The sequence below is a fragment of the Aeromonas sp. ASNIH2 genome, from assembly GCF_002934795.1.
GTDB classification, from domain to species: Bacteria; Pseudomonadota; Gammaproteobacteria; order Enterobacterales; family Aeromonadaceae; genus Aeromonas; species Aeromonas caviae.
The window spans coordinates 1,992,997-2,013,550 of the sequence record NZ_CP026406.1 but is presented as its reverse complement, the minus strand read 5'-3'; the positions used below and the strand labels follow the sequence as shown (position 1 = coordinate 2,013,550).

20 protein-coding genes, 1 tRNA gene and 1 pseudogene are annotated in these 20,554 nt (G+C 60.7%); 13 read left to right on the top strand and 9 right to left on the bottom strand.

The features are described 5' to 3' along the window. Positions 1–6: 6 nt before the first annotated feature. From C3F36_RS09370 to C3F36_RS09350, 5 genes are all read right to left on the bottom strand, one after another. Positions 7–996, bottom strand: a complete 990-nt coding sequence (locus C3F36_RS09370; RefSeq protein ID WP_042864752.1) for a 2-hydroxyacid dehydrogenase — start codon at positions 994–996, stop codon at positions 7–9. A 77-nt stretch (positions 997–1,073) separates the two neighbouring features. Then, positions 1,074–1,553 (bottom strand): CreA family protein, encoded by a 480-nt coding sequence (locus C3F36_RS09365; protein WP_041214236.1) that lies wholly within the window; start codon positions 1,551–1,553, stop codon positions 1,074–1,076. A 21-nt stretch (positions 1,554–1,574) separates the two neighbouring features. Continuing rightward, positions 1,575–2,021, bottom strand: a complete 447-nt coding sequence (locus C3F36_RS09360) for an Mpo1 family 2-hydroxy fatty acid dioxygenase (RefSeq protein ID WP_104454960.1) — start codon at positions 2,019–2,021, stop codon at positions 1,575–1,577. A 191-nt stretch (positions 2,022–2,212) separates the two neighbouring features. Then, positions 2,213–3,073, bottom strand: coding sequence for a hypothetical protein (locus C3F36_RS09355; protein ID WP_010676062.1), 861 nt, complete (start codon positions 3,071–3,073; stop codon positions 2,213–2,215). Between the two features lie 156 nt (positions 3,074–3,229). Next, complete coding sequence (locus tag C3F36_RS09350; RefSeq protein WP_010676061.1) at positions 3,230–3,616, bottom strand: TraR/DksA family transcriptional regulator; 387 nt, start codon at positions 3,614–3,616, stop codon at positions 3,230–3,232. Positions 3,617–4,078: 462 nt separating this feature from the next. Here C3F36_RS09350 and C3F36_RS09345 point away from each other — a divergent pair, with 462 nt between their 5' ends. The 9 genes and pseudogenes from C3F36_RS09345 to C3F36_RS09305 all read left to right on the top strand — a co-directional run bounded on the left by C3F36_RS09345 (position 4,079) and on the right by C3F36_RS09305 (position 13,380). After that, positions 4,079–5,410 carry a glutamine synthetase family protein gene (locus C3F36_RS09345; protein WP_010676060.1) on the top strand — a complete coding sequence of 444 codons (1,332 nt, stop codon included), beginning with the start codon at positions 4,079–4,081 and terminating at the stop codon, positions 5,408–5,410. Between the two features lie 210 nt (positions 5,411–5,620). Next, positions 5,621–7,062 (top strand): annotated as a pseudogene (locus C3F36_RS09340) (aspartate aminotransferase family protein). Positions 7,063–7,116: 54 nt separating this feature from the next. Next, complete coding sequence (locus C3F36_RS09335; RefSeq protein ID WP_039039663.1) at positions 7,117–8,214, top strand: polyamine ABC transporter substrate-binding protein; 1,098 nt, start codon at positions 7,117–7,119, stop codon at positions 8,212–8,214. Positions 8,215–8,337: 123 nt separating this feature from the next. After that, a complete protein-coding gene (locus tag C3F36_RS09330; RefSeq protein ID WP_442778396.1) occupies positions 8,338–9,417 on the top strand; it encodes a polyamine ABC transporter substrate-binding protein in 1,080 nt (359 codons plus the stop codon). Positions 9,418–9,493: 76 nt separating this feature from the next. Beyond that, entirely contained in the window at positions 9,494–10,648 is a 1,155-nt protein-coding gene (gene potA, locus C3F36_RS09325; protein ID WP_104454958.1) for a polyamine ABC transporter ATP-binding protein, read from the top strand. Continuing rightward, positions 10,645–11,550 carry an ABC transporter permease subunit gene (locus tag C3F36_RS09320; RefSeq protein WP_010676055.1) on the top strand — a complete coding sequence of 302 codons (906 nt, stop codon included), beginning with the start codon at positions 10,645–10,647 and terminating at the stop codon, positions 11,548–11,550. Before potA ends, C3F36_RS09320 begins: the two co-directional genes overlap by 4 nt. Next, positions 11,547–12,389 carry an ABC transporter permease subunit gene (locus C3F36_RS09315; RefSeq protein ID WP_010676054.1) on the top strand — a complete coding sequence of 281 codons (843 nt, stop codon included), beginning with the start codon at positions 11,547–11,549 and terminating at the stop codon, positions 12,387–12,389. The genes C3F36_RS09320 and C3F36_RS09315 overlap by 4 nt, the downstream gene beginning before the upstream one ends. Before the next feature lie 48 nt (positions 12,390–12,437). Beyond that, positions 12,438–13,163 carry an MOSC domain-containing protein gene (locus tag C3F36_RS09310; protein ID WP_104454957.1) on the top strand — a complete coding sequence of 242 codons (726 nt, stop codon included), beginning with the start codon at positions 12,438–12,440 and terminating at the stop codon, positions 13,161–13,163. Between the two features lie 140 nt (positions 13,164–13,303). Further along, positions 13,304–13,380, top strand: a tRNA-Pro gene (locus C3F36_RS09305). 235 nt (positions 13,381–13,615) lie between these two features. On the opposite strand, the gene C3F36_RS09300 is transcribed toward C3F36_RS09305, so the two are convergent. Together C3F36_RS09300 and C3F36_RS09295 are read right to left on the bottom strand one after the other, a co-directional pair. Continuing rightward, positions 13,616–14,143, bottom strand: a complete 528-nt coding sequence (locus tag C3F36_RS09300; RefSeq protein ID WP_041211968.1) for an AbiTii domain-containing protein — start codon at positions 14,141–14,143, stop codon at positions 13,616–13,618. A gap of 123 nt (positions 14,144–14,266) precedes the next feature. After that, positions 14,267–14,731 carry a thioesterase family protein gene (locus C3F36_RS09295; protein ID WP_039039661.1) on the bottom strand — a complete coding sequence of 155 codons (465 nt, stop codon included), beginning with the start codon at positions 14,729–14,731 and terminating at the stop codon, positions 14,267–14,269. A 131-nt stretch (positions 14,732–14,862) separates the two neighbouring features. On the opposite strand from C3F36_RS09295, the gene recQ reads away from it, so the two are divergent. After that, a complete protein-coding gene (recQ, locus tag C3F36_RS09290) occupies positions 14,863–16,698 on the top strand; it encodes an ATP-dependent DNA helicase RecQ (RefSeq protein WP_039039660.1) in 1,836 nt (611 codons plus the stop codon). A gap of 99 nt (positions 16,699–16,797) precedes the next feature. Here the strand turns inward: recQ and C3F36_RS09285 are convergent, their stop codons facing one another. Continuing rightward, positions 16,798–17,100: a c-type cytochrome gene (locus C3F36_RS09285; protein ID WP_041211966.1), complete on the bottom strand. Its 303-nt coding sequence runs from the start codon at positions 17,098–17,100 to the stop codon at positions 16,798–16,800. A 104-nt stretch (positions 17,101–17,204) separates the two neighbouring features. On the opposite strand from C3F36_RS09285, the gene C3F36_RS09280 reads away from it, so the two are divergent. From C3F36_RS09280 to C3F36_RS09270, 3 genes are all read left to right on the top strand, one after another. Continuing rightward, positions 17,205–18,632 (top strand): protein adenylyltransferase SelO, encoded by a 1,428-nt coding sequence (locus tag C3F36_RS09280; RefSeq protein ID WP_104454956.1) that lies wholly within the window; start codon positions 17,205–17,207, stop codon positions 18,630–18,632. 10 nt (positions 18,633–18,642) lie between these two features. After that, entirely contained in the window at positions 18,643–18,930 is a 288-nt protein-coding gene (locus tag C3F36_RS09275) for a DUF3630 family protein (RefSeq protein WP_052815792.1), read from the top strand. Between the two features lie 144 nt (positions 18,931–19,074). Continuing rightward, the gene (locus tag C3F36_RS09270) at positions 19,075–19,749 is read left to right on the top strand and encodes a 7-cyano-7-deazaguanine/7-aminomethyl-7-deazaguanine transporter (RefSeq protein ID WP_010676046.1); all 675 of its coding nucleotides are present in this window, start codon (positions 19,075–19,077) and stop codon (positions 19,747–19,749) included. Between the two features lie 271 nt (positions 19,750–20,020). On the opposite strand, the gene rraA is transcribed toward C3F36_RS09270, so the two are convergent. Continuing rightward, complete coding sequence (rraA, locus tag C3F36_RS09265; RefSeq protein WP_010676045.1) at positions 20,021–20,506, bottom strand: ribonuclease E activity regulator RraA; 486 nt, start codon at positions 20,504–20,506, stop codon at positions 20,021–20,023. Positions 20,507–20,554 lie beyond the last annotated feature (48 nt).

Genomic DNA, 20,554 nt, shown 5'->3' with positions numbered 1-20,554 from the left:
CAGGGATCACTCCACTTCGTTGTCAGAGCGGCCCTGGCTCTCGATGGCCTGGATGTTGCTGAGGGTGGTGTCGGCGATGGCGTGCAGCGCCTCCCGGGTCAGGAAGGCCTGGTGACCGGTGAACAGCACGTTGTGGCAGGCAGACAGGCGGCGGAAGACGTCGTCGGTGATCACCTCGTTGGACTTGTCCTCGAAGAAGAGGTCTTCCTCCTCCTCGTAGACGTCCAGCCCCAGGGCGCCGATGCGGGCAGTCTTGAGGGCCTCGATGGCGGCGTTGGAGTCGAGCAGGCCGCCCCGGCTGGTGTTGATGATCATCACCCCGTCCTTCATCTTGGCGAAGGCCTCCTTGTTCAGCAGGTGATAGTTCTCCTTGAACAGGGGGCAGTGCAGGCTGATGACATCGGACTGACGGAATAGGGTGTCGAGATCCACGTACTCGGCGCCCAGATCGATGGCCGCCTGGTTCGGATAGGGATCGCTCACCAGCAGGCGCATGCCGAACCCCTTGAGGATGCGCAAGGTGGCGATGCCGATCTTGCCAGTGCCTATGATGCCGGCGGTGCGGCCATGCATGTTGAAGCCCACCAGCCCCTCCAGGGAGAAGTTGGCGTCCCGGGTGCGCTGATACGCCTTATGGATGCGGCGGTTGAGGGTCATCATCAGGCCCACCGCATGTTCGGCAACGGCCTCGGGGGAGTAGGCAGGCACCCGCACCACCTTGAGTCCCAGCTCCTTGGCGGCGGCCAGATCCACGTTGTTGTAACCGGCGCAGCGCAGGGCGATGACCCTGGTGCCGTACTGCGCCAGCTCGGTCAGCACTTCGCGGTCGGCATCATCGTTGACGAACAGGCAGACCACGGGGAAGCCGTGGGCGAGACGGGCCGTCTTGGCCTCCAGCCGCACGTCGAAGAACTCCAGATCGAAACCGTACTGGGCGTTGGCCTGGTGGAAATGTTCCTTGTCGTAGCTCTTGGTACTGAAAACGGCGACTCTCATGGTGCGCTCTCCGTAGATAATGATGTGGTTAAATTACAACAAATAGTGACCGTCATCACGGGATAAGTGGTGCTGTTTCAACCCCAGGGCATGATGGGGACGGCACTCACTGCACTCTTGTACGAACCATCCACCAACTTGGTGCTGTAAGTCAGATAGACAAGGGCATTGCGCTTCTCATCGTAAAAACGCACCACCTTCTGCTCCTTGAACACCAGCGAGGTGCTGACATCAAACACCTCTTCCCCCGCCTTCAGCTTGGCGGGCAGGGTGATGGGGCCGATCTGGTGGCAGGAGAGGGAGGCGTGGGAGGGATCTTCCGCCAGCCCGAGTCCACCCTTGACGCCGCCGGTCTTGGGGCGGGCCAGATAGCAGGCTACACCGGCGATTTTCGGGTCGTCGAACGCCTCCACCAGGATCTTGTGGTTGGGTCCGAGCAGCTTGAAGGCGGTGCTCACCTCGCCGACGGGATCTGCCTTGTCGGCCAGCACCGGGCCGGCCATCAGTGCCCCCAGCAGCAGGGGCAGGGTGCGAGCAAGGGTCTGAAGATGTCTCATGGTCTCTCCTGTTGGCCTCCCTCAGAAAGGGATGCCCAAACGACGATAGAGGCTGGCCAGCACCCAGGCGGGGCCTACCAGCAGAAATTGCAGGTCGGTGAGAAAGGAGGGGCGTTTCCCCTCGATATGGTGACCGACGAACTGGGCTATCCAGAACAGCACGAACCCGATGAGGGCAGGCCACAGCAGCGGCCCCTGCCAGACGTGGCAGAAGGCCAGCCCCAGGGCGGTCAGCGCCGTCATCCCCGTAAAGATCGTCAACGACAGCCGCAGGTAGAAGCCCAGCACCGGGATGGCCACCAGCCCCGCCCAGTTGAGGGACGCTGGCAGGGGACCAGCGGGCAGGCACCAGAGCAGTGCCAGGATGCAGAGGTAGATGCCTGGCACTGCCACCTTGTGGATGGCCACATTGACGGGGTGTTGATGGCTCTGGCCGTAGTCGCGAAACCAGTCATCCAGTCGTTTCATGGCACCTCCCTGGTGCGCGTATTGAGGCCGGGTGGCCTCGATTTCCTGTGCGTCTGCGGCGGGCTGCGCCCACCGGATGGGGTGACCCGCGGCTGATCACGCTCCCGGCGGCGGATATTCCCAATGCCGGGATATCGTGTCCGTTCATGCTCGCAGCGGTGGATATTCTCAACGCCAGATATCGTGTCCGTTTACTCCTGCGACGGTGGATATTCCCAATATTGGGCCGGAATGCTTTTGAGCAAGGGGGTCATGTCGGGATTGGGCAGGGCGATGGTGACTCTCTGCTCCAGATTCGCGCTGGCCAGGGCCTCGCGGATCTTGGGGTTCTCCCGAAAGAACGCCATGAAGCTGCCGTCGGCATAGGCACGCTCGAGGCCGGTCTGGATCGCCTTGGCCAGCTTCGGCGACTCCGGGCTGACGAAGAAGAACTCGGCGAAGGGGTAGCGGATCAGCAGGTGCTGATCGATCACCAGGTTGGGATATTGTGCCGCCAGCTCGCTGCGTTCGGCGAAGATTTCCACCAGACCACGGGGGAAGAAGTCCAGCTTGTCGCCGTCATTCATCAGGCGAAACAGGTTGCTGTAGCGCCCGGCATAGGTGGGAATGCCTGCCAGTTCCAGGATCTTGTTGTCGGCCCAGCCCACCCCCTGTGCGGCTTTCAGTTTCTTGAGGTCTGCCAGGGTGTTGATCTGGTTGAACCGCTCCTGGGCATCGGCGTGGATGAAGGAGAGGCGCAGCCCTTCCAGGCCACGAAACAGCGGGATTGGTACTGCGGTGAGGGAGGATTCCAGCGCGCTGGAGGTACCCATCCAGAACACATTGATGACCTTGCCCTTGGCAAGCGCCTGCTGGAGGCTGTACTGGTTGAGATTGAGGTCGACCCGCTCCAGCTTGTAGGGCTGCCCGGCGTGGTTGAGCGCCAGTTCCAGCAGCTTGAGCTGGTATTCGTTGTCGAGATCGTTGATCGGTCGGCTGGGGACCTTGACGGTGAGCGTCTGTGCTTGTGCCAGCAATGGCAGGCACAAGCACAGCCTGATGAGCCATTTCACGCTTTGATCTCCTGTAGGATCCGGGACTTGCCCGGAGTCTAACAGAAGTTGTCACGCTCTTGCTGTGAAAGGGGCCGGGGATCACCCGGCCGCGTCATCTTCGGGCATGGCTTGCCCTGTGCCCGGCTCGTACCGAGGCCGGGCTTGTTCGCCGCATCAGGCGACGCGACGGAACACGTGAGTGTCGTTGAATTCCTTGGTGCTCTGGCATTCAACACAGAAGCGGGACTCGGGACGGGCCTGCAGCCGCTTGAGAGAGATCTCGTCGCCACAGGATTCGCAATAGCCGAAATCCCCTTCATTGATCCGCTTCAACGCCCCTTTCAGCTTGCGCAGGTGCAACTTGTCGTGCTCGATGCGGTTCAGCTCCAGGCGACGGGCCTCCTCGACACTGGCACGGTCAATTTCATCCGCCATCTCGTTGGTATCGGTGGCGATAGCCTGGCTGGCCTGGGAGTTGAGACGTTCTTCGAGCTCAAGGATTTGTCGCTCGATCTGGCCTTTGTAGAAGGTCAGTTGGTCTTCTGTCATGAAATCACACATACGGTTTGCTACCAGTCAGTTTCCCAATGTTACCCATTGATGGGGGCTGTCTGTCGTCAGACCAAGCCCTTGTATCCCGTTTTGCACCAAATCCATGCAGGAGAGTGCAAATCAGGGCGGGCCTTGTACCAAAAAAATGCAGACATGCAAAGGAAATTGGATAAGGAGTGTGCGCCCTTGCAAAGAAATGGGCCTTCTCCGACAGGGTCTGACTGAGTATCGAACGAGATCCCGCCGCCGTTGGCATCGAGCTTGCAGTGGGCTGATCGTGACACAAAGTGTTTAGTATTTGGTGCCGCGCTGGTCATTATACAGGCCGTTGTTTATAGTTTTTTAAACACCGTTGCTTGACAAAGGCCTTTATCACGGGCTTTTATGGTGTGGTCGATTACATTTTCTTAACAAGGGTGTTCCTTATATTAGACACCCTTGACAATGGCAACCGTAAAGTCGGGGTTTAACATGGACAGTATCAAGGGCTGGATGGAGAGCAATCGCATCACGGAAGTGGAGTGCCTGTTTCCGGATTTCACCGGCAATGCCCGAGGCAAGATCATTCCAGCCAACAAGTTTCTGCGCGAGGGGGGCATGCGGCTGCCCGAGGTCATCTTCACCCAGACGGTGACTGGCGAGTACCCGGATGACGACAGCATGATAGACCCGCTGGAGCGGGACATGCAGCTCTATCCCGATCCCAACACCATTCGTTTCGTACCCTGGGCGCTGGAGCCCACCGCCCAGGTGATCCACGACTGCTTTGACGTCAACGGCAAGCTCATCGACATCGCTCCCCGCTCCGTGCTGCGCCGGGTTCTGTCATTCTACGAGAAGCAGGGCTGGAAGCCGGTGGTGGCGCCGGAGCTGGAGTTCTACCTGGTGACCCGCAACGAAGATCCCGACTATCCACTGGTGCCGCCGGTGGGCCGCAACGGCCGCCCGGAAACGGCCCGCCAGTCGTTCAGCATCGATGCGGTGAACGAATTCGACCCCATCTTCGAGGACATGTACGACTACTGCGAGGCCCAGGAGCTGGAGGTGGACACCCTGATCCACGAATCCGGTGCCGCCCAGATGGAGATCAACTTCCTGCACGGGGATGCCATCGATCTCGCCGACCAGGTGTTTCTGTTCAAGCGCACCATGCGCGAGGCCGCCCATCGCCACGGCATCTATGCCACCTTCATGGCCAAGCCCATGAGCAACGAACCGGGTTCCGCCATGCATATCCACCAGAGCCTGGAAGACATGGATGGCAACAACCTGTTTGGTACCAGCGAAGGGGGCAACTCCGATCTGTTCATGCACTTCATCGCCGGCCTGCAGAAATACACCCCGGCAGTGACCGCCCTGCTGGCGCCGAACGTCAACTCCTACCGCCGCCTCACCTTTGGCGAGAGTGCGCCGCGCAACGTGCAGTGGGGTGTGGAAAACCGCACCTGCGGCCTGCGGGTCCCCTTCTCCGAACCGAGTGCACGCCGGGTCGAGAACCGCTTCGCCGGGGCCGATGCCAACCCGTATCTGGCCCTGGCCGCCACCCTGGCCTGCGGCTACCTCGGCATGCTGGAGAAGCTCGAACCCATGCAGGAGATGAAGGCGAGTGCCTATGACCTGCCCTACAGCCTGCCCCGCTCGCTGGAGGAATCGCTGAGCCACCTGGAGCAGTGTGAACCCATCAAGGACATGCTGGGGGAGCGCTTCATCCGCGCCTTTGTGGCCGTCAAACGCAAGGAGTACGAGACCTATTTCGGCGTGATCAGCCGCTGGGAACGGGAATTCCTGCTGCTGAACGTCTGATCTGTCCCCGGGGGAGGCGAGGCCTCTCCCCGTCATATCGCAAGCAAGGGGCCGAAGGCCCGTCTGGCGGGGGCGCCCGCGACCCGGAAGGCACCGAGTAAAGGTGAGGCCCGCTCTCGCAATGGAGAGGGGGGTCACCTGCAATCAACTGGCGACGATGTTCGCCCCATGGAAAGGCATCGAGCAGGCAAGAGAGTGCCAGCCCCGTGAATGGCAGTGACCGGGCAGGCCACCCGTGCCCTCATGAATGGCGACAAGATTCGCCGAATCGAAGGAACCGAGGAGCAAGCAATGCAGCACACCACCCGTGAGTGGCAGCAACTGGAAGCCAGCCATCATCTGCATCCGTTTACCGATTTTCAGGCCCTGAACAAGAAGGGCAGTCGCATCATCACCAAGGCCGAAGGCGTCTATCTGGAAGACTCCGAAGGCAAGCGCATTCTGGACGGGATGGCAGGTCTGTGGTGCGTCAACATGGGCTACGGCCGTCAGGAGCTGGTAGATGCCGCCACTCGCCAGATGCAGCAGCTGCCCTACTACAACCTCTTCTTCCAGACCAGCCACCCTCCTGCTGCCGAGCTGGCAACCCTGCTGGCCGAGATCACGCCTTCCCACCTCAACCACGTCTTCTTCACCGGCTCGGGCTCGGAGTGCAACGACACCGTGCTGCGTATGGTGCGCCACTACTGGGCCAGCAAGGGACAACCTGACAAGCAGGTGATAATCAGCCGCCACAATGCCTATCACGGCTCCACCGTGGCGGGGGCCAGTCTGGGGGGCATGAAGGGGATGCACGCCCAGGGCGGCTTGCCCATTCCCGGCATAGTACACATCGACCAGCCCTATCACTTCGTTGAGGGAGAGGGCATGAGCGCCCACGAGTTCGGTCTGGCCCGTGCCCGCCAGCTGGAAGAGAAGATCCTGGCACTGGGGGTGGACAAGGTAGCCGCCTTCATCGGCGAGCCTATCCAGGGTGCGGGGGGGTCATCATTCCGCCCGAGAGCTACTGGCCCGAGATCCAGCGCATCTGCGACCAGTACGGCATCCTGCTTATCGCCGACGAGGTGATCTGCGGCTTTGGCCGCACCGGTCACTGGTTTGCCAGTGAAGGTTTTGGCATCAAACCCGACCTCATGTGCCTGGCCAAGGGCATTACCTCCGGCTATCTGCCGATGGGCGCCGTGATGGTGGGGGACAGGGTTGCCAGGGTGCTGGTGGAAGAGGGGGGCGAGTTCAACCATGGCTTCACCTATTCCGGCCATCCGGTCGCCTGCGCCGTGGCCATTGCCAACATCCAGCTTATGCAAAGGGAGAGCATAGTTAAGCGAGTTCATGATAGTATCGGCCCCTATTTGCAGCGCCGCTGGGCTGAGCTGGCGGACCATCCGCTGGTGGGGGAAACCCGTGGAAAAGGCCTGGTCGCCGCGCTGGAAATAGTGCAGGACAAGCAGACGAAACGTCGCTTCCCGGCCGAGCTCCATGCCGGGATGACCTGTCGGGAGTTCTGTTTTAACAATGGCTTGGTGATGAGGGCTGTCGGCGATACCATGATCATATCGCCCCCCTTGGTGATCACCGAGGAACAGGTGGATGAATTGGTCAAACTGGCCAGGCTCAGTCTGGACCTGACGGCTGCAAAGCTGCGGGAATAGGCGGGAACCGGGCAGGTTGGCTTACGCATACAATTTGCTTAGGAGACAAGGACTATGTCTTTTAAAAAGGGAATGATGGCTGCTTCCGTGGCGCTGGTCATGATGAGTACCGGGGCGATGGCCGACGAGAAGGTGCTGCACGTCTACAACTGGAGCGACTACATCGCGCCGGATACGCTGGAAAACTTCCAGAAGGAGACGGGCATCAAGGTGGTCTACGACGTGTTCGACAGCAACGAAGTGCTGGAAGCCAAGTTGCTGGCAGGCAAGTCGGGCTATGACATCGTCGTACCGTCCAACCCCTTCCTGGCCAAGCAGATCAAGGCAGGTGTCTTCCAGAAGCTGGACAAGTCCAAACTCTCCAACTGGCAGAACCTGGACGTCGACCTGCTCAAGGCGCTCGAACCGAGCGATCCGGGCAACCAATACTCCATCCCTTACCTGTGGGGCACCATCGGCTATGCCTACAACGCCGAGAAGGTGAAGGCCGTGCTGGGGGCCGATGCCCCGGTGGACTCCTGGGATCTGGTGTTCAAGCCGGAGAACATGGCCAAGCTGAAGGAGTGCGGTGTCTCCTTCCTCGACTCGCCGACCGAAATGCTGCCGGCCGCCCTGCAATACCTGGGCTTCAAGCCGGACAGCCAGAAGCCGGATGAGCTGAAGAAGGCAGAGGAGCTGTTCCTCTCCATCCGTCCCTATACCGCCTATTTCCACTCCTCCAAGTACATTTCGGATCTGGCCAACGGCAACCTGTGCGTGGCGGTCGGTTACTCCGGTGACCTGCAGCAGTCCAAGGCGCGCGCCGCCGAGGCCAAGAACGGTGTCAGCCTGACTTACACCATTCCGAAAGAGGGGGCAGGCAGCTTCTTCGACATGATCGCCATCCCGGCGGATGCCAAGAACGTCGAGGCGGCCCACACCTTCATCAATTACCTGATGAAGCCGGACGTGATCGCGAACATCACCAACGTGGTGCAGTTCCCGAACGGCAACAAGGCGGCCACGCCGCTGGTGGACGAGGCGATCCGTACCGACCCGGGTATCTACCCGACGCCGGATACCCTCAAGAAGATCTACACCTTCCCGGATCTGCCGGCCAAGGTGCAGCGTCTGATGACCCGCAGCTGGACCAAGATCAAGTCAGGCAAGTAAGAGTGACGAGTACCCCTCCCGGTCCGCAGTTCGGCCGGGAGGGTGGTGACCACCCGACAGGTTGGACGGCGCGTATGGATGCGCGACTGGCAAAATCACACAAATGAGGACTGATAAGTGCACATGACCAAGATGGCAACGCTGGCCCTGACCCTGGGGTTTGCAAATCTGACCCAGGCAGCCCCTGTGGTTCATTTTTACAACTGGTCCGATTATATCGGCGAGACCACCCTCAGTGACTTTCAGCAGAAGACCGGGATCAAGACCGTCTACGACGTGTTTGACTCCAACGAGACGCTGGAAGGCAAGCTGCTGACCGGACGCACCGGCTACGATCTGGTCGTGCCCTCCAACAATTTCCTGGCCAAGCAGATCAAGGCGGGGGCCTTCCAGAAGCTGGACCTCACCCTGCTGCCAAACCTGAGCAACCTGGATCCCTTGCTGCTCAGGCAGCTCGAGAAGGTGGATCCGGGCCATCAGTACGCCGTGCCCTACCTCTGGGGCACCAACGGCATCGGTTACAACGTCGACAAGATCAAGGAAGTACTGGGTGTCGACAAGATTGACTCCTGGGCGACCATCTTCGAGCCGGAAAACATGAAGAAGCTCTCCCAGTGCGGCGTGGCCTTCCTCGATTCGGCGGACGAGATGATCCCGGCTGCCCTCAACTACCTGGGGCTCAACCCCAACAGCCATGAGCCGGCGGATATCAAGCGGGCCGAAGAGCAGCTGCTCAAGGTGCGCCCCTACGTGGCCTACTTCCACTCTTCCAAGTACATCGGTGACCTCGCCAACGGCAACATCTGCGTGGCGGCGGGTTTCTCCGGCGACATCCTGCAGGCGGCGTCCCGGGCCGAGGAGGCGGGCAAGGGGATCAAGATTGCCTACAGCATCCCCAAGGAGGGAGGCAACCTCTGGTTCGATATGATGGCGATCCCGGCCGATGCCACCAACGTCAAAGAGGCCCACGCCCTGATCAACTACATTCTCGAGCCTGAAGTCATCGCCAAGGTGAGCGACTACGTGGGTTACGCGAACCCGAACAGCAAGGCGGGAGAGTTCATGGACAAGGCCGTCCGCGAGGATGCCTCAGTCTACCCCCCACAGGCGGTGCTTGAGCGGCTCTATGTGCAGGAAACACATCCCCGCTCGGTGCAGCGCCTGATCACCCGGAGTTGGACCAAGATCAAGTCCGGAACCTAACCTTGGCGCCCATCCCGGGGCGCCAGATTGTATTGATGGATCGGCCCCGGCCGGTATCACCTTTGGGAGTTTGGTAATGGCGATAGCCTCCAGTGCCTACAAGAAAGCCCTCGAGGGCAGCCAGCAGCGTAAAGAAGTGCTGGTCAAAATAGACAGGGTAAGCAAGCAGTTCGACGAAACGCTGGCGGTCGACAACGTGTCCCTCAACATCAACAAGGGCGAGATCTTCGCCCTGCTGGGTGGGTCCGGCTCCGGCAAGTCCACCTTGCTGCGGATGCTGGCCGGGTTCGAGCGACCCACGGAAGGACGGCTGTTCCTCGACGGCGTCGACATTACCGACATGCCGCCCTATGAACGCCCCATCAACATGATGTTCCAGTCCTACGCCCTGTTCCCCCACATGACGGTGGCCCAGAACATCGCCTTCGGCCTCAAGCAGGATGGCCTGCCCAAGGCGGAGATCGATGCCCGGGTGGAAGAGATGCTCAAGCTGGTGCAGATGACCCAGTACGCCCGCCGCAAGCCGCACCAGCTCTCCGGTGGTCAGCGTCAGCGGGTGGCCCTGGCCCGTTCCCTGGCCAAGCGTCCCAAGCTGCTGCTGCTGGACGAGCCCATGGGGGCGCTGGACAAGAAGCTGCGCTCCACCATGCAGCTCGAGCTGGTCGAGATCATCGAGCGGGTGGGCGTGACCTGCGTCATGGTGACCCACGATCAGGAAGAAGCCATGACCATGGCCGAGCGGATCGCCATCATGCACCTCGGTTGCATCGAGCAGATCGGCAGCCCGATGGATATCTACGAGACCCCGGCCAGCCGGCTGGTGTGCGAGTTCATCGGCAACGTCAACCTGTTTGACGGCCTGCTGGTGGAGGATGAGCAGGACCACGCCATCATCGCCTGTGCGGATCTGGAGCAGCCCATCTATGTGGGTCACGGCATCAGCTCCCGGGCGGAGAACAAGAAGGTCACCTATGCCCTGCGTCCGGAAAAACTGCTGATGAGCCTGCAAAAGCCGGAAGAGATCGAGCATCCGGACTTCAACTGGACCAAGGGCGAGGTTTATGACATCGCCTATCTGGGCGGCCATTCCGTGTATCACATCCAGTTGCCCTCGGGCAAAATCGTTCAGGCTTTCATCGCCAATGCCGAACGCCACGGCAAACGGCCGACCTGGGATGACCAGGTGTTCCTCTACTGGGAAGATGACAGCGGCGTGGTGCTGCAATCATGAAGGCATTGAGACGACTCAAACAGGTGGGAGGGCGGCAGCTGGTCATCGGCATCCCCTTCTTCTGGCTGTTCCTCTTCTTTCTGCTGCCCTTCATCATTGTCGTGAAGATCAGCTTCGCCGAAGCGGACGTGGCCATCCCGCCCTACACGGACGTGGTGAGCTGGGCAGACAATCAGCTCACCATACTGCTCAACCTGGGCAACTACCTGCTGCTGCAGGAGGATGAGCTCTACATCGCGGCTTATCTGGGGTCCCTCAAGATAGCCCTGGTCAGCACCCTGCTCTGCCTGTTGATCGGTTATCCCATGGCTTACGCCATTTCGCGGGCCAACAAGGAGACTCAGACCGTTCTGTTGCTGCTCATCATGATGCCGACCTGGACGGCGATCCTGATCCGGGTATACGCCTGGATGGGGATCCTCAGCAACAACGGCCTGCTCAACAGCGTCCTGCTGGGCATCGGGGTGATCGACGAACCGCTGCAGATCCTCAATACCAACCTGGCGGTCTATATCGGCATCGTATACTCCTACCTGCCGTTCATGGTGCTGCCGCTCTACGCCAACCTGGTCAAGCACGACCAGAGCCTGCTGGAGGCGGCCTCCGACCTGGGTGCCCGCAACCTGACCCGGTTCTGGCAGATCACGGTGCCACTCTCCAAGAACGGCATCATCGCCGGTTGCATGCTGGTCTTCATCCCGGTGGTGGGCGAGTTCGTCATCCCCGAGATGCTGGGTGGTCCGGAGACCCTGATGATCGGCAAGGTGTTGTGGCAGGAGTTCTTCAACAACCGTGACTGGCCGGTGGCCTCCGCCCTGGCGGTGGTGATGCTGGCGGTGCTGATCATTCCCATCATCCTGTTCAACCGCAACCAGGCCAAAGAGCTGGAGGGCAAGGCATGAGACGTTTCGGTTTTGCCAAGCTGATGCTATGGCTGGGTCTGCTGTTCATCTACCTGCCCATGATCATCATGGTCATCTACTCCTTCAACGCCTCCAAGCTGGTGACGGTGTGGGGAGGCTGGTCGCTCAAGTGGTACTTCGGCCTGCTCGACAACAAACAGTTGATCGGGTCCGTGTTCCGCTCCCTGGAGATCGCCTTCTACACCGCCATCGCGGCGGTGGCGCTGGGGACGGTGGCGGCCTTCGTGCTGACCCGGATCCCTCACTTCCGTGGCCGGACCCTGTTCGGCGGCATGGTGACGGCGCCGCTGGTGATGCCCGAGGTGATCACCGGTCTCTCCCTGCTGCTGCTGTTCGTGGCCATGGCCCAGCTGGTGGGTTGGCCCGCGGAGCGGGGCATGCTGACCATCTGGATAGCACATACCACCTTCTGTACCGCCTATGTGGCGATCGTGGTGTCGGCGCGGCTGCGGGAGCTGGATCTCTCCATCGAGGAGGCGGCCATGGACCTGGGAGCCAAGCCTTGGAAGGTGTTCTTCCTGATCACCATCCCGATGATCGCCCCGTCGCTGGCGGCGGGTGGCATGATGTCGTTTGCCCTGTCGCTGGATGACCTGGTGCTGGCGAGCTTCGTCTCCGGCCCGGGTTCGACCACCCTGCCGATGGAAGTGTTCTCGGCGGTGCGCCTCGGCGTGAAGCCCGAGATCAACGCCATCGCGAGTCTGATCCTGCTGTCGGTATCCCTGTTCACCTTCGGTAGCTGGTATCTGATGGCCCGGGCGGAGAAACGCCGTCGCGCCGAGATCGCCATGACCACCCAGATGCAGGCAGTTGCCTGACCTGCCCCGTGATAAGATCCGCATTCCCCCATCCGTCAGGAGAATGGAATGCGGATCTCCCTCTTCATCGGCCAGAGCGCCGAACTGAACCCAGAGCAGGCCCCCGGCCTCATCAGTGCCATCCACAAGCAGCCTGCCGACGCCCCTCTGTGGTGCGATTTCCTCGGCCTTCGCGGGGATGAGCAGAGCGACAGACGCCATCATGGCGGCCCGGATCGGGCCCTGCACCATTACCCGGCGGAGCACTACGCCTGGTGGAAGACTTGGCAAACCGCGCTGGGGCTGCCTGTACCACGCACACCCTGGCTGCCTGCTGCCTTTGGCGAGAATCTCTCTGGTCTGGGGCTGACCGAGGCGCAGGCCTGCATCGGCGATGTCTATCGACTTGGAGAGGCGCTGATCCAGATAAGCCAGCCCAGATCCCCCTGTTTCAAGCTCAACCAGCGCTTTGGCTATGGCCAGCTCTCCCAGGTGATGCAGCTGAGTGGCCGCTGTGGCTGGCTGCTGCGGGTGCTGGAAGAGGGAAGGGTGGAGCCGCAGGGGGAGCTGACACTGGTGGACAGACCCTACCCTGAGCTGACGGTGAAGCGCACCGCCGACATCCTGTTCAACCAGGTTCGCAACAAGGAAGACCTGCAACTGCTGCTGGAGAACCCGGCGCTCTCTCCCAATTGGCGCCAGCATGCGGCTCATTGGCTGGAACATGGAGTGGTGGCGGATTGGAGCCGGCGTTTGCTGGGGCCGACCGAGTTCAGGTTGCCTCGACAGGGCTGAAGGCAGGCGGAAAGATGCCTTGTGGCGATTTTTGCTGCGACTCGCTGAATTATTGAGCGTAAAGCCGTTTTTTTAGAGTGAATGCAAAAAAAGGCTTGTGTCGGGTCGGGGCTTTCGGTAAATTCTCGCCCCGCAGACATCGGTGTGTAGCGCAGCTTGGTAGCGCACTTCGTTCGGGACGAAGGGGTCGGAGGTTCGAATCCTCTCACACCGACCACATTTGAAAAGGCCGCTCAATGAGCGGCCTTTTCGCATTTGGTCTGTTGAAGAAAAGCTGACATTTCCATTGTCGATTGCTGCAGCTGCTCCGATCTCCCTCATTTGCCCAACTAAAAGGGCCACCGCTCGGTGGCCCCACTGGTGGAGTCTGATCCTGACTCCGGCACTCTAGATTGTGACAATCTCGTTGTGGGTCTTGTCGATGGTGCCCTCCTTGCGCCCCAGGCGCTCATTCAGATATGCCAGTGTTGATGCCGCAATGCCTTGAAACCGTGTTGGGTTTGCAGGGCCGCATGCTTGGGGTACTCACTAATGAAATGTGCTATTCCCTCCATCAGTTGTGAACGCAGCGAAGACACGGGCTCATGCCAGGCTTGCAGGCAGAGATGACCAGGGATCAGCTGCTCTCGATACGCTTCCAGCAGCGATTCCGGCCAGGGCTCGATATGGGAATTGTGACGCAGTAAATAGTGGGCGGCGGGTTCACGGGCATAGATGAACTGAACTTGGGCCAGGTCGCGTTGGCTTAGCGTTTGGCTGCCGATATGGCAAGTCAGATATTTTCCCGTCTTCAGATTCAGGAAGTGACCGCGTTGCCGACAGGCAATGATGCGATACCAGGGCAGGGGTGAACAGAGAGAATACCCCTCCAGCTCCTGTTCCAACCAGTGACGGCACTCTGGGGTCTGCACTTCTTCGCGCATGGCCTCAAGTCGTGTCAGCAAGGCTCTGGATGGTTGGGTAGCCAGTATCGCGCTCATCGTCTGCAATCCTCCCTCTGCACAGAATCCCGACTTTCAGTATGGACCCTGAGCGGAAGAGGGGGTGAGAATTCTAATGATTAAAATCAGCTTAGAAGCGCACTTTTTATGCAATAAAAACCATTAGCCGACGAGGTAGGTCCCCGTGCCGAAGGCGATGTGAGTGCCCTCTTCGTTGTGCAGCTCCATGCGGGCGACTGCGACCTTGCTGCCTGCCCGGATGATGTGGGCGGTGGCGATGAACTCGTTGCCGCGACCGGGACGAAGATAGTCCACCCGCAGATCGATGGTGCCAAGTCGCGAGAAGCGCTCCTTGAGATAGCTGGGGGAGAAGTCCTCCAACTCGTCGATGCAGGAGGCGGCGACTATCATGCCGCCCGCCACATCGAGCAGGCTGGCGGTGACGCCGCCGTGCAGTATGTTGTGGAAAGGGTTGCCGATGAGCTTCTGTTCCATCTTGATGCGCAGCTCCACCTTGTCGAAGTCGTAGTGGGTGACTTGCATGCCGATCAGCTTGTTGAAGGGCATTTTTTCGGCGAACAGGTTGGCTATGCCACTGAGCGCCATCTTCTTGAGCATCTGTTTCATTCCTTGAGTCCGCCCTGTCATCAAAGCCGAGTAAAAACTCCAGCCAGCCTGCAACACTTCCTTAACACTCGCAATGGCAGGTTTATTGTGGGCGGCGGCTGCTTTAGAATGGCGACCCCAAAGGAGAGCCCATGACCGTCATTGCCGAAACCCTGCCTGACCCTCAGCCAGAGAATCCCCTTGCCCTGTTGCAGGCGGTGTTTGGCTATCAGCAGTTTCGGCCGGGCCAGCTCGAGATCATCGAGCAGATAGTGGCGGGGCGCGATGCCTTGGTGCTCAAACCCACCGGCGGCGGCAAGTCGCTCTGCTACCAGATCCCGGCGCTGCTGCGACCCGGGCTCGGGGTGGTGGTCTCCCCCCTCATCTCGCTGATGAAGGATCAGGTCGACACCCTGCGTGCCAACGGCGTGGCGGCGGTCTACATCAACTCGGCTCTGAGCCGGGAGGAGATGATCCAGAACTTTGCCGCCATGCGCCGGGGCGAGATCAAGCTGGTTTATGTGTCCCCCGAGCGTTTGCTGCAGCACGAGTTCATGGACCGGTTGGCGGAGCTGCCCCTCGGCCTGTTCGCCATCGACGAGGCGCACTGCGTCTCCCAGTGGGGGCACGATTTTCGGCCGGAATATGCGGCGCTGGGACGGCTCAAGCAGTGGTTCCCCCAGGTGCCCGTGGTGGCGCTCACCGCCACCGCCGACGAGGCGACCCGCAGCGACATGCTGCACCGGCTGGAACTGAACGATCCCTTCATCCACACCGCCAGCTTCGATCGGCCCAATATCCGCTACAGCCTGGTGGAAAAGTTCAAGGCGGCCGAGCAGCTGCTGCGCTACGTGCAGAGCCAGAAGGGCAACTGCGGTATCGTCTACTGCTCCAGCCGCAACCGGGTGGAGGAGGTGGCCGAGCGGCTCTCCCGCCACGGCTGCAAGGCGGCACCCTATCATGCAGGGCTGCCGCTGGAGCTGCGCCAGCAGACCCAGGAAGCCTTCCTCAAGGATGACATCGAGATCGTGGTGGCGACGGTGGCGTTCGGCATGGGCATCGACAAGCCCAACGTGCGCTTCGTGGTGCACTACGACATCCCGAAGAACATCGAATCCTACTATCAGGAAACCGGCCGCGCCGGGCGTGACGGCACTCCCGCGGAGGCGCTGCTGCTCTACGATCCCGCCGACATCGGTAGGGTGCGCCGGCTGCTCGACAACATCGAAAACCCCCAGCAGTTGCAGGTGGAGCAGTACAAGCTCAACGTGATGGCGGCCTTCGCCGAGGCGCAGACCTGCCGCCGTCAGGTGCTGCTCAACTACTTCGGCGAGTACAACGACAAGCCGTGCGGCAACTGCGACATCTGCCTCGATCCGCCCCAGAGTTATGACGGCACCGAAGACGCCCAGAAGGCGCTCTCCTGTGTCTGGCGGGTGGGACAGAATTTCGGGGTGGGTTATGTGGTGGAGGTGCTGCGCGGATCGCTGAACCAGCGCATCAAGGATCACGGTCACGACAAGCTGTCGACCTACGGCATCGGCAAGGATCAGAGCCACGAATACTGGATGAGCGTCATCCGCCAGCTGATCCACAAGGGGTTGCTGACCCAGAACATCACCCGCAATCTGGTGTTGCAGCTGACCGAAGCGGCTCGACCCGTGCTGCGTGGCGAGATGAAGCTGGAACTGGCAGTCCCCCGCCTGCAGCCCATCTCCAGCCGCAAGGAGAAGCGCAACGGGCTGCTCGACAACGCCAACTACGACAAGCGGCTGTTCAAGGAGCTGCGCGCCCTGCGCAAGCAGATCGCCGAGGATGAAGAGGTGCCGCCCTATGTGGTGTTCAACGATGCGACTCTGGTGGAGATGGCGCAGCTCATGCCGATGACCGAGGAGGAAATGCTGGCGGTCAACGGTGTCGGTCACCGCAAGCTGGAGCGCTTCGGTGAGGCCTTTATGGACCTGATCATCGACTACTGCCGCCGGTAGGGTCGGCCCTGGTAGACCTTGTCATCGACCGCAGCAGGCCCAGGCCGGTAGGCTGGCACAACAAACAGTGGAAAGGCGCCCGTTGGTCGGCGCCATGCATTATTTGAGGTTGGCGTAATAGGCCGCCAGATTCTCCATGTCCGCCTCGGTCAGCATCGCCATGAAGGGAACCATCAGTGGCTCGGTACGGGAACCCTCCTTGAACGCCTTCATCTGCTTGAGCAAATAGGCCTGGTTCTGGCCCGCGAGGTGGGGGTAGGTCGGGACGCTCGCCTTGCCATCCGCGCCATGACAGGCGGCACAGACCACGGATTTGGCCTTGCCTGCGTCTATGTCGGCCGCCTTGGCCTGATGGCCCCAGGCAAGCGCCAGCAGGGGCAGGGTATAGACCCACTTTTGCATCGTCTTCTCCTTGAAATGAATAATCGTGATCGCCTGTTAGCCTCGACGAGCCAACGGCGGTATAAAGAGTGACACGAGCATACGCAGGGACAACCCCCATCACCATGAAGTTGATCAACACTTTTGCCACCGAACTCCCCTGGGCTTGCGAGCCTGTTGCCCTGCAGCCGCTGCATGGCCCCAGATTGCTGCATCTGAACCGTGCGCTGCTTGGTGAGCTGGGGCTCGGGGGGGTGAGCGAGGCGCAGTGGCTCGCCTGTTGCGGCCAGGGGCAGCCTCTGCCGGGCATGCAGCCGGTGGCCCAGGTCTATGCGGGCCACCAGTTCGGCGGTTACAGCCCGCGCCTCGGGGATGGCCGCGCCCTGCTGCTGGGGGAGCAGCTGGCGCCGGATGGCAGCCGCTGGGACCTGCACCTCAAAGGGGCGGGCAAGACGCCATTCTCCCGCTTCGGCGACGGCCGTGCCGTGCTGCGATCCAGCATTCGCGAGTACCTGGCTTCCGAGGCGCTGCATGCCCTCGGCATTCCCACCACCCGGGCTCTGGTGCTGCTGGGCAGTGACGAGCCTGTCTACCGGGAGCAGGTGGAGAGCGGGGCGACCGTGCTGCGCACCGCGCCGAGCCATCTGCGCTTCGGTCACTTCGAGTATTTCGCCTGGAGCGGGCAGGGGGAAAAGATCCCCGCCCTCATCGACTATGCGCGGCGTTACCACTTCCCCGAGCTGGCCGATGGCGCCGAGCTGTTTGCCGAAGTAGTGCGCCGCACCGCGCGGCTCATCGCCAAGTGGCAGGCGGCGGGGTTCTGTCACGGGGTGATGAACACCGACAACATGTCCCTGCTCGGGCTGACCCTGGATTACGGCCCCTACGGTTTCATCGACGCCTATGTGCCGGACTTCGTCTGCAACCACTCGGATCCGGATGGTCGCTATGCGCTGGATCAGCAGCCTGCGGTCGGATACTGGAACCTGCAGAAGCTGGCACAGGCGCTGGCCGGCCATGTGGATGGCGACGCGCTCGCGTCGGCCCTGGCCCAGTACGAGCACCAGCTGATGTTGCACTACTCCGAGCTGATGCGCGCCAAGCTGGGGCTGGCGGTGTGGGAAGACGACGATCCGGCGCTGTTCCGCGAGTTGTTCCGGCTGCTGGCGGCGCACAAGGTGGATTACCACCTCTTCCTGCGACGGCTGGGGGAATTGACCGCTCAGGGTGACTGGCCCGCCAGCCTGCTGGCCCTGTTGCCCGATCCTGCCGTCTGGCAGGGGTGGCTTGAGGCCTATCGGGCACGCCTCGCCCGGGAAGGGAGCGTGGATGGTGTGCGCAAGGGGCAGATGGACGCGGTCAATCCCAAGTATGTGCTGCGCAACGCCCTGGCCCAGCAGGTGATAGAGGCGGCTGAACGGGGCGACATGGCGCCGTTCGAGCGGCTGTTTGCGGCCCTGCAGCACCCCTATGATGACCAACCCGAATACGAGGATCTCGCCACCCCGCATCCGGGCTGGTATTGCGGGGGCGAGCTCTCGTGCAGCAGTTGAGGAGCCGCAGATGAACTGGCGTATCACGCAGACAGACAGGGAAGCCGGGGTGGTGATGCTGACCTGCCCGGGCCTTGACTGGGACAGCTTCCCGACTCTGGCCGAGGCCCTGTTGCAGGAGTGGGAGCTGGCGGCACTCGAGCGGGAGTGGGGGGCGGATCGCCACAGCTGGCTGCTGGAGTTTGAAGGCAGCCGCTTTCGGCTCGAGTACGAACATTACAGTGGCTGCTGGCTGGCGGCGGTGCAGCCGGACGGCGCGGAGGCGCTGCTCTGGCTGGCTCGGCAGTCCCGGGAGTGAGCTTGGCGTGCGATGCGAGTCAATCCCTTGAGATAACCGCATAAAGATTGAACTATCAATTTGGGGGCGTATAATCTCGCCCCTTGATTATCGCCATGGTGGCGATATGGGTTCCCTAACCCCATTAACCAAAAAGGTCACAATATGAACCTGACTCCGGCTCAGTACCAGACGGCACTGATGCGTCTCTCATTGTTCCACATCCTGATCATTGCCAGCAGCAACTACCTGGTGCAGCTGCCGATCACCATCTTTGGCTTCCACACCACCTGGGGTGCCTTCAGCTTCCCGTTCATTTTCCTGGCCACCGATCTGACGGTGCGGATCTTCGGCGCAGGCCTGGCGCGCAAGATCATCCAGACCGTGATGCTGCCGGCATTGACCGTGTCCTACGTACTCTCGGTGCTCTTCTTCGAAGGGAGCTTCCAGGGGGTGGGCAATCTGGCAGAGTTCAATCTCTTTGTTGCCCGGATCGCGTTAGCCAGCTTTATGGCCTATCTGGTGGGCCAGTTCATGGATGTGGTGGTGTTCAACCGCCTGCGCCTGCTGAAAGCCTGGTGGGTGGCACCGGCGGCCTCCACCCTGTTCGGCAATCTGGTGGATACCATCGCCTTCTTCAGCATCGCCTTCTGGCGCAGCACAGATCCCTTCATGGCCGAGCACTGGGTCGAGATCGCGACCGTAGATTACGTATTCAAGTTGCTGATAAGTCTGGGGTTGTTTGTGCCGCTTTACGGTGTGCTGCTGCGCTATCTCAGCCGCAAGCTGGTGGGGGAGGCCGGATTGGCTGGCCTGCAAGCTGCTACGCGACAAGCCTGATGAGATTGACCACCCCCATGGGTGGTCAATTTTTTTGTGATCTTCACAAATAAGGCTTGCACAGTTAAATGAGAATGATTATTGTTAGCTTGTTTTCCGGGAAAGACTTCATTTGTTCCAACGTGATGGACTTCTTGTGAAGGCACGACATTGCTCACATTGCTTCCAGTTAAGGGGCCAGTAGTTTACTGGCCCTCTTTTTTTGCGTCTTTTCCGCCATCAGCGGGCATAAAAAATGGGAGCCAGGGCTCCCATTATCACTCAGCGCTGTTTACTCGATGTCGAGGGCATCGGGGGAGAGGATCACCCCTGTGGTATCGGCATAGAGGTGGTCATCCGGCAGGAAGGTGACGCCGCCGAAGTTGACCGGCAGATCGGTTTCCCCGATATCCTTGCTGTCGGCGCCCACCGGAATGGCCGCCAGGGCCTGAATGCCGATGTCGAGATCTTCCAGGATATCGACCTCACGGACGCAACCGTAGCAGACGATCCCTTCCCACTCATTTTCCGCCGCCGTGGTGGCGATCTCGCTGTCGATCAGGGCACGACGCATGGAGCCGCCACCGTCGATCAACAGCACGCGACCAACGCCGTTCTCCTTGACCAGTTCACGGATAAGACCGTTCGATTCGAAGCACTTGACCGTGGTGATGACGCCGCCGAAAGAGGCGCGGCCGCCGAAGGAGCAGAGCATGGGTTCGAGTACATCCACCATGTCCTGATAGATGTCGCACAGTTCTGAAGTGTTGTATTCCATTGTGTCAGATCCACCGCTGGAAACAGGTGGATCCAGTATAAGGAGTGG

Coding starts and splice junctions, on each gene's coding strand:
- recQ (WP_039039660.1), top strand. CDS start 14,863: ATGACCGTCATTGCCGAAACCCTGCCTGACCCTCAGCCAGAGAATCCC.
- C3F36_RS09350 (WP_010676061.1), bottom strand. CDS start 3,616: ATGTGTGATTTCATGACAGAAGACCAACTGACCTTCTACAAAGGCCAG.
- C3F36_RS09370 (WP_042864752.1), bottom strand. CDS start 996: ATGAGAGTCGCCGTTTTCAGTACCAAGAGCTACGACAAGGAACATTTC.
- C3F36_RS09365 (WP_041214236.1), bottom strand. CDS start 1,553: ATGAGACATCTTCAGACCCTTGCTCGCACCCTGCCCCTGCTGCTGGGG.
- C3F36_RS09345 (WP_010676060.1), top strand. CDS start 4,079: ATGGACAGTATCAAGGGCTGGATGGAGAGCAATCGCATCACGGAAGTG.
- C3F36_RS09315 (WP_010676054.1), top strand. CDS start 11,547: ATGAGACGTTTCGGTTTTGCCAAGCTGATGCTATGGCTGGGTCTGCTG.
- C3F36_RS09285 (WP_041211966.1), bottom strand. CDS start 17,100: ATGCAAAAGTGGGTCTATACCCTGCCCCTGCTGGCGCTTGCCTGGGGC.
- C3F36_RS09310 (WP_104454957.1), top strand. CDS start 12,438: ATGCGGATCTCCCTCTTCATCGGCCAGAGCGCCGAACTGAACCCAGAG.
- C3F36_RS09280 (WP_104454956.1), top strand. CDS start 17,205: ATGAAGTTGATCAACACTTTTGCCACCGAACTCCCCTGGGCTTGCGAG.
- rraA (WP_010676045.1), bottom strand. CDS start 20,506: ATGGAATACAACACTTCAGAACTGTGCGACATCTATCAGGACATGGTG.
- C3F36_RS09300 (WP_041211968.1), bottom strand. CDS start 14,143: ATGAGCGCGATACTGGCTACCCAACCATCCAGAGCCTTGCTGACACGA.
- C3F36_RS09360 (WP_104454960.1), bottom strand. CDS start 2,021: ATGAAACGACTGGATGACTGGTTTCGCGACTACGGCCAGAGCCATCAA.
- potA (WP_104454958.1), top strand. CDS start 9,494: ATGGCGATAGCCTCCAGTGCCTACAAGAAAGCCCTCGAGGGCAGCCAG.
- C3F36_RS09275 (WP_052815792.1), top strand. CDS start 18,643: ATGAACTGGCGTATCACGCAGACAGACAGGGAAGCCGGGGTGGTGATG.
- C3F36_RS09295 (WP_039039661.1), bottom strand. CDS start 14,731: ATGAAACAGATGCTCAAGAAGATGGCGCTCAGTGGCATAGCCAACCTG.
- C3F36_RS09330 (WP_442778396.1), top strand. CDS start 8,338: ATGACCAAGATGGCAACGCTGGCCCTGACCCTGGGGTTTGCAAATCTG.
- C3F36_RS09320 (WP_010676055.1), top strand. CDS start 10,645: ATGAAGGCATTGAGACGACTCAAACAGGTGGGAGGGCGGCAGCTGGTC.
- C3F36_RS09335 (WP_039039663.1), top strand. CDS start 7,117: ATGTCTTTTAAAAAGGGAATGATGGCTGCTTCCGTGGCGCTGGTCATG.
- C3F36_RS09270 (WP_010676046.1), top strand. CDS start 19,075: ATGAACCTGACTCCGGCTCAGTACCAGACGGCACTGATGCGTCTCTCA.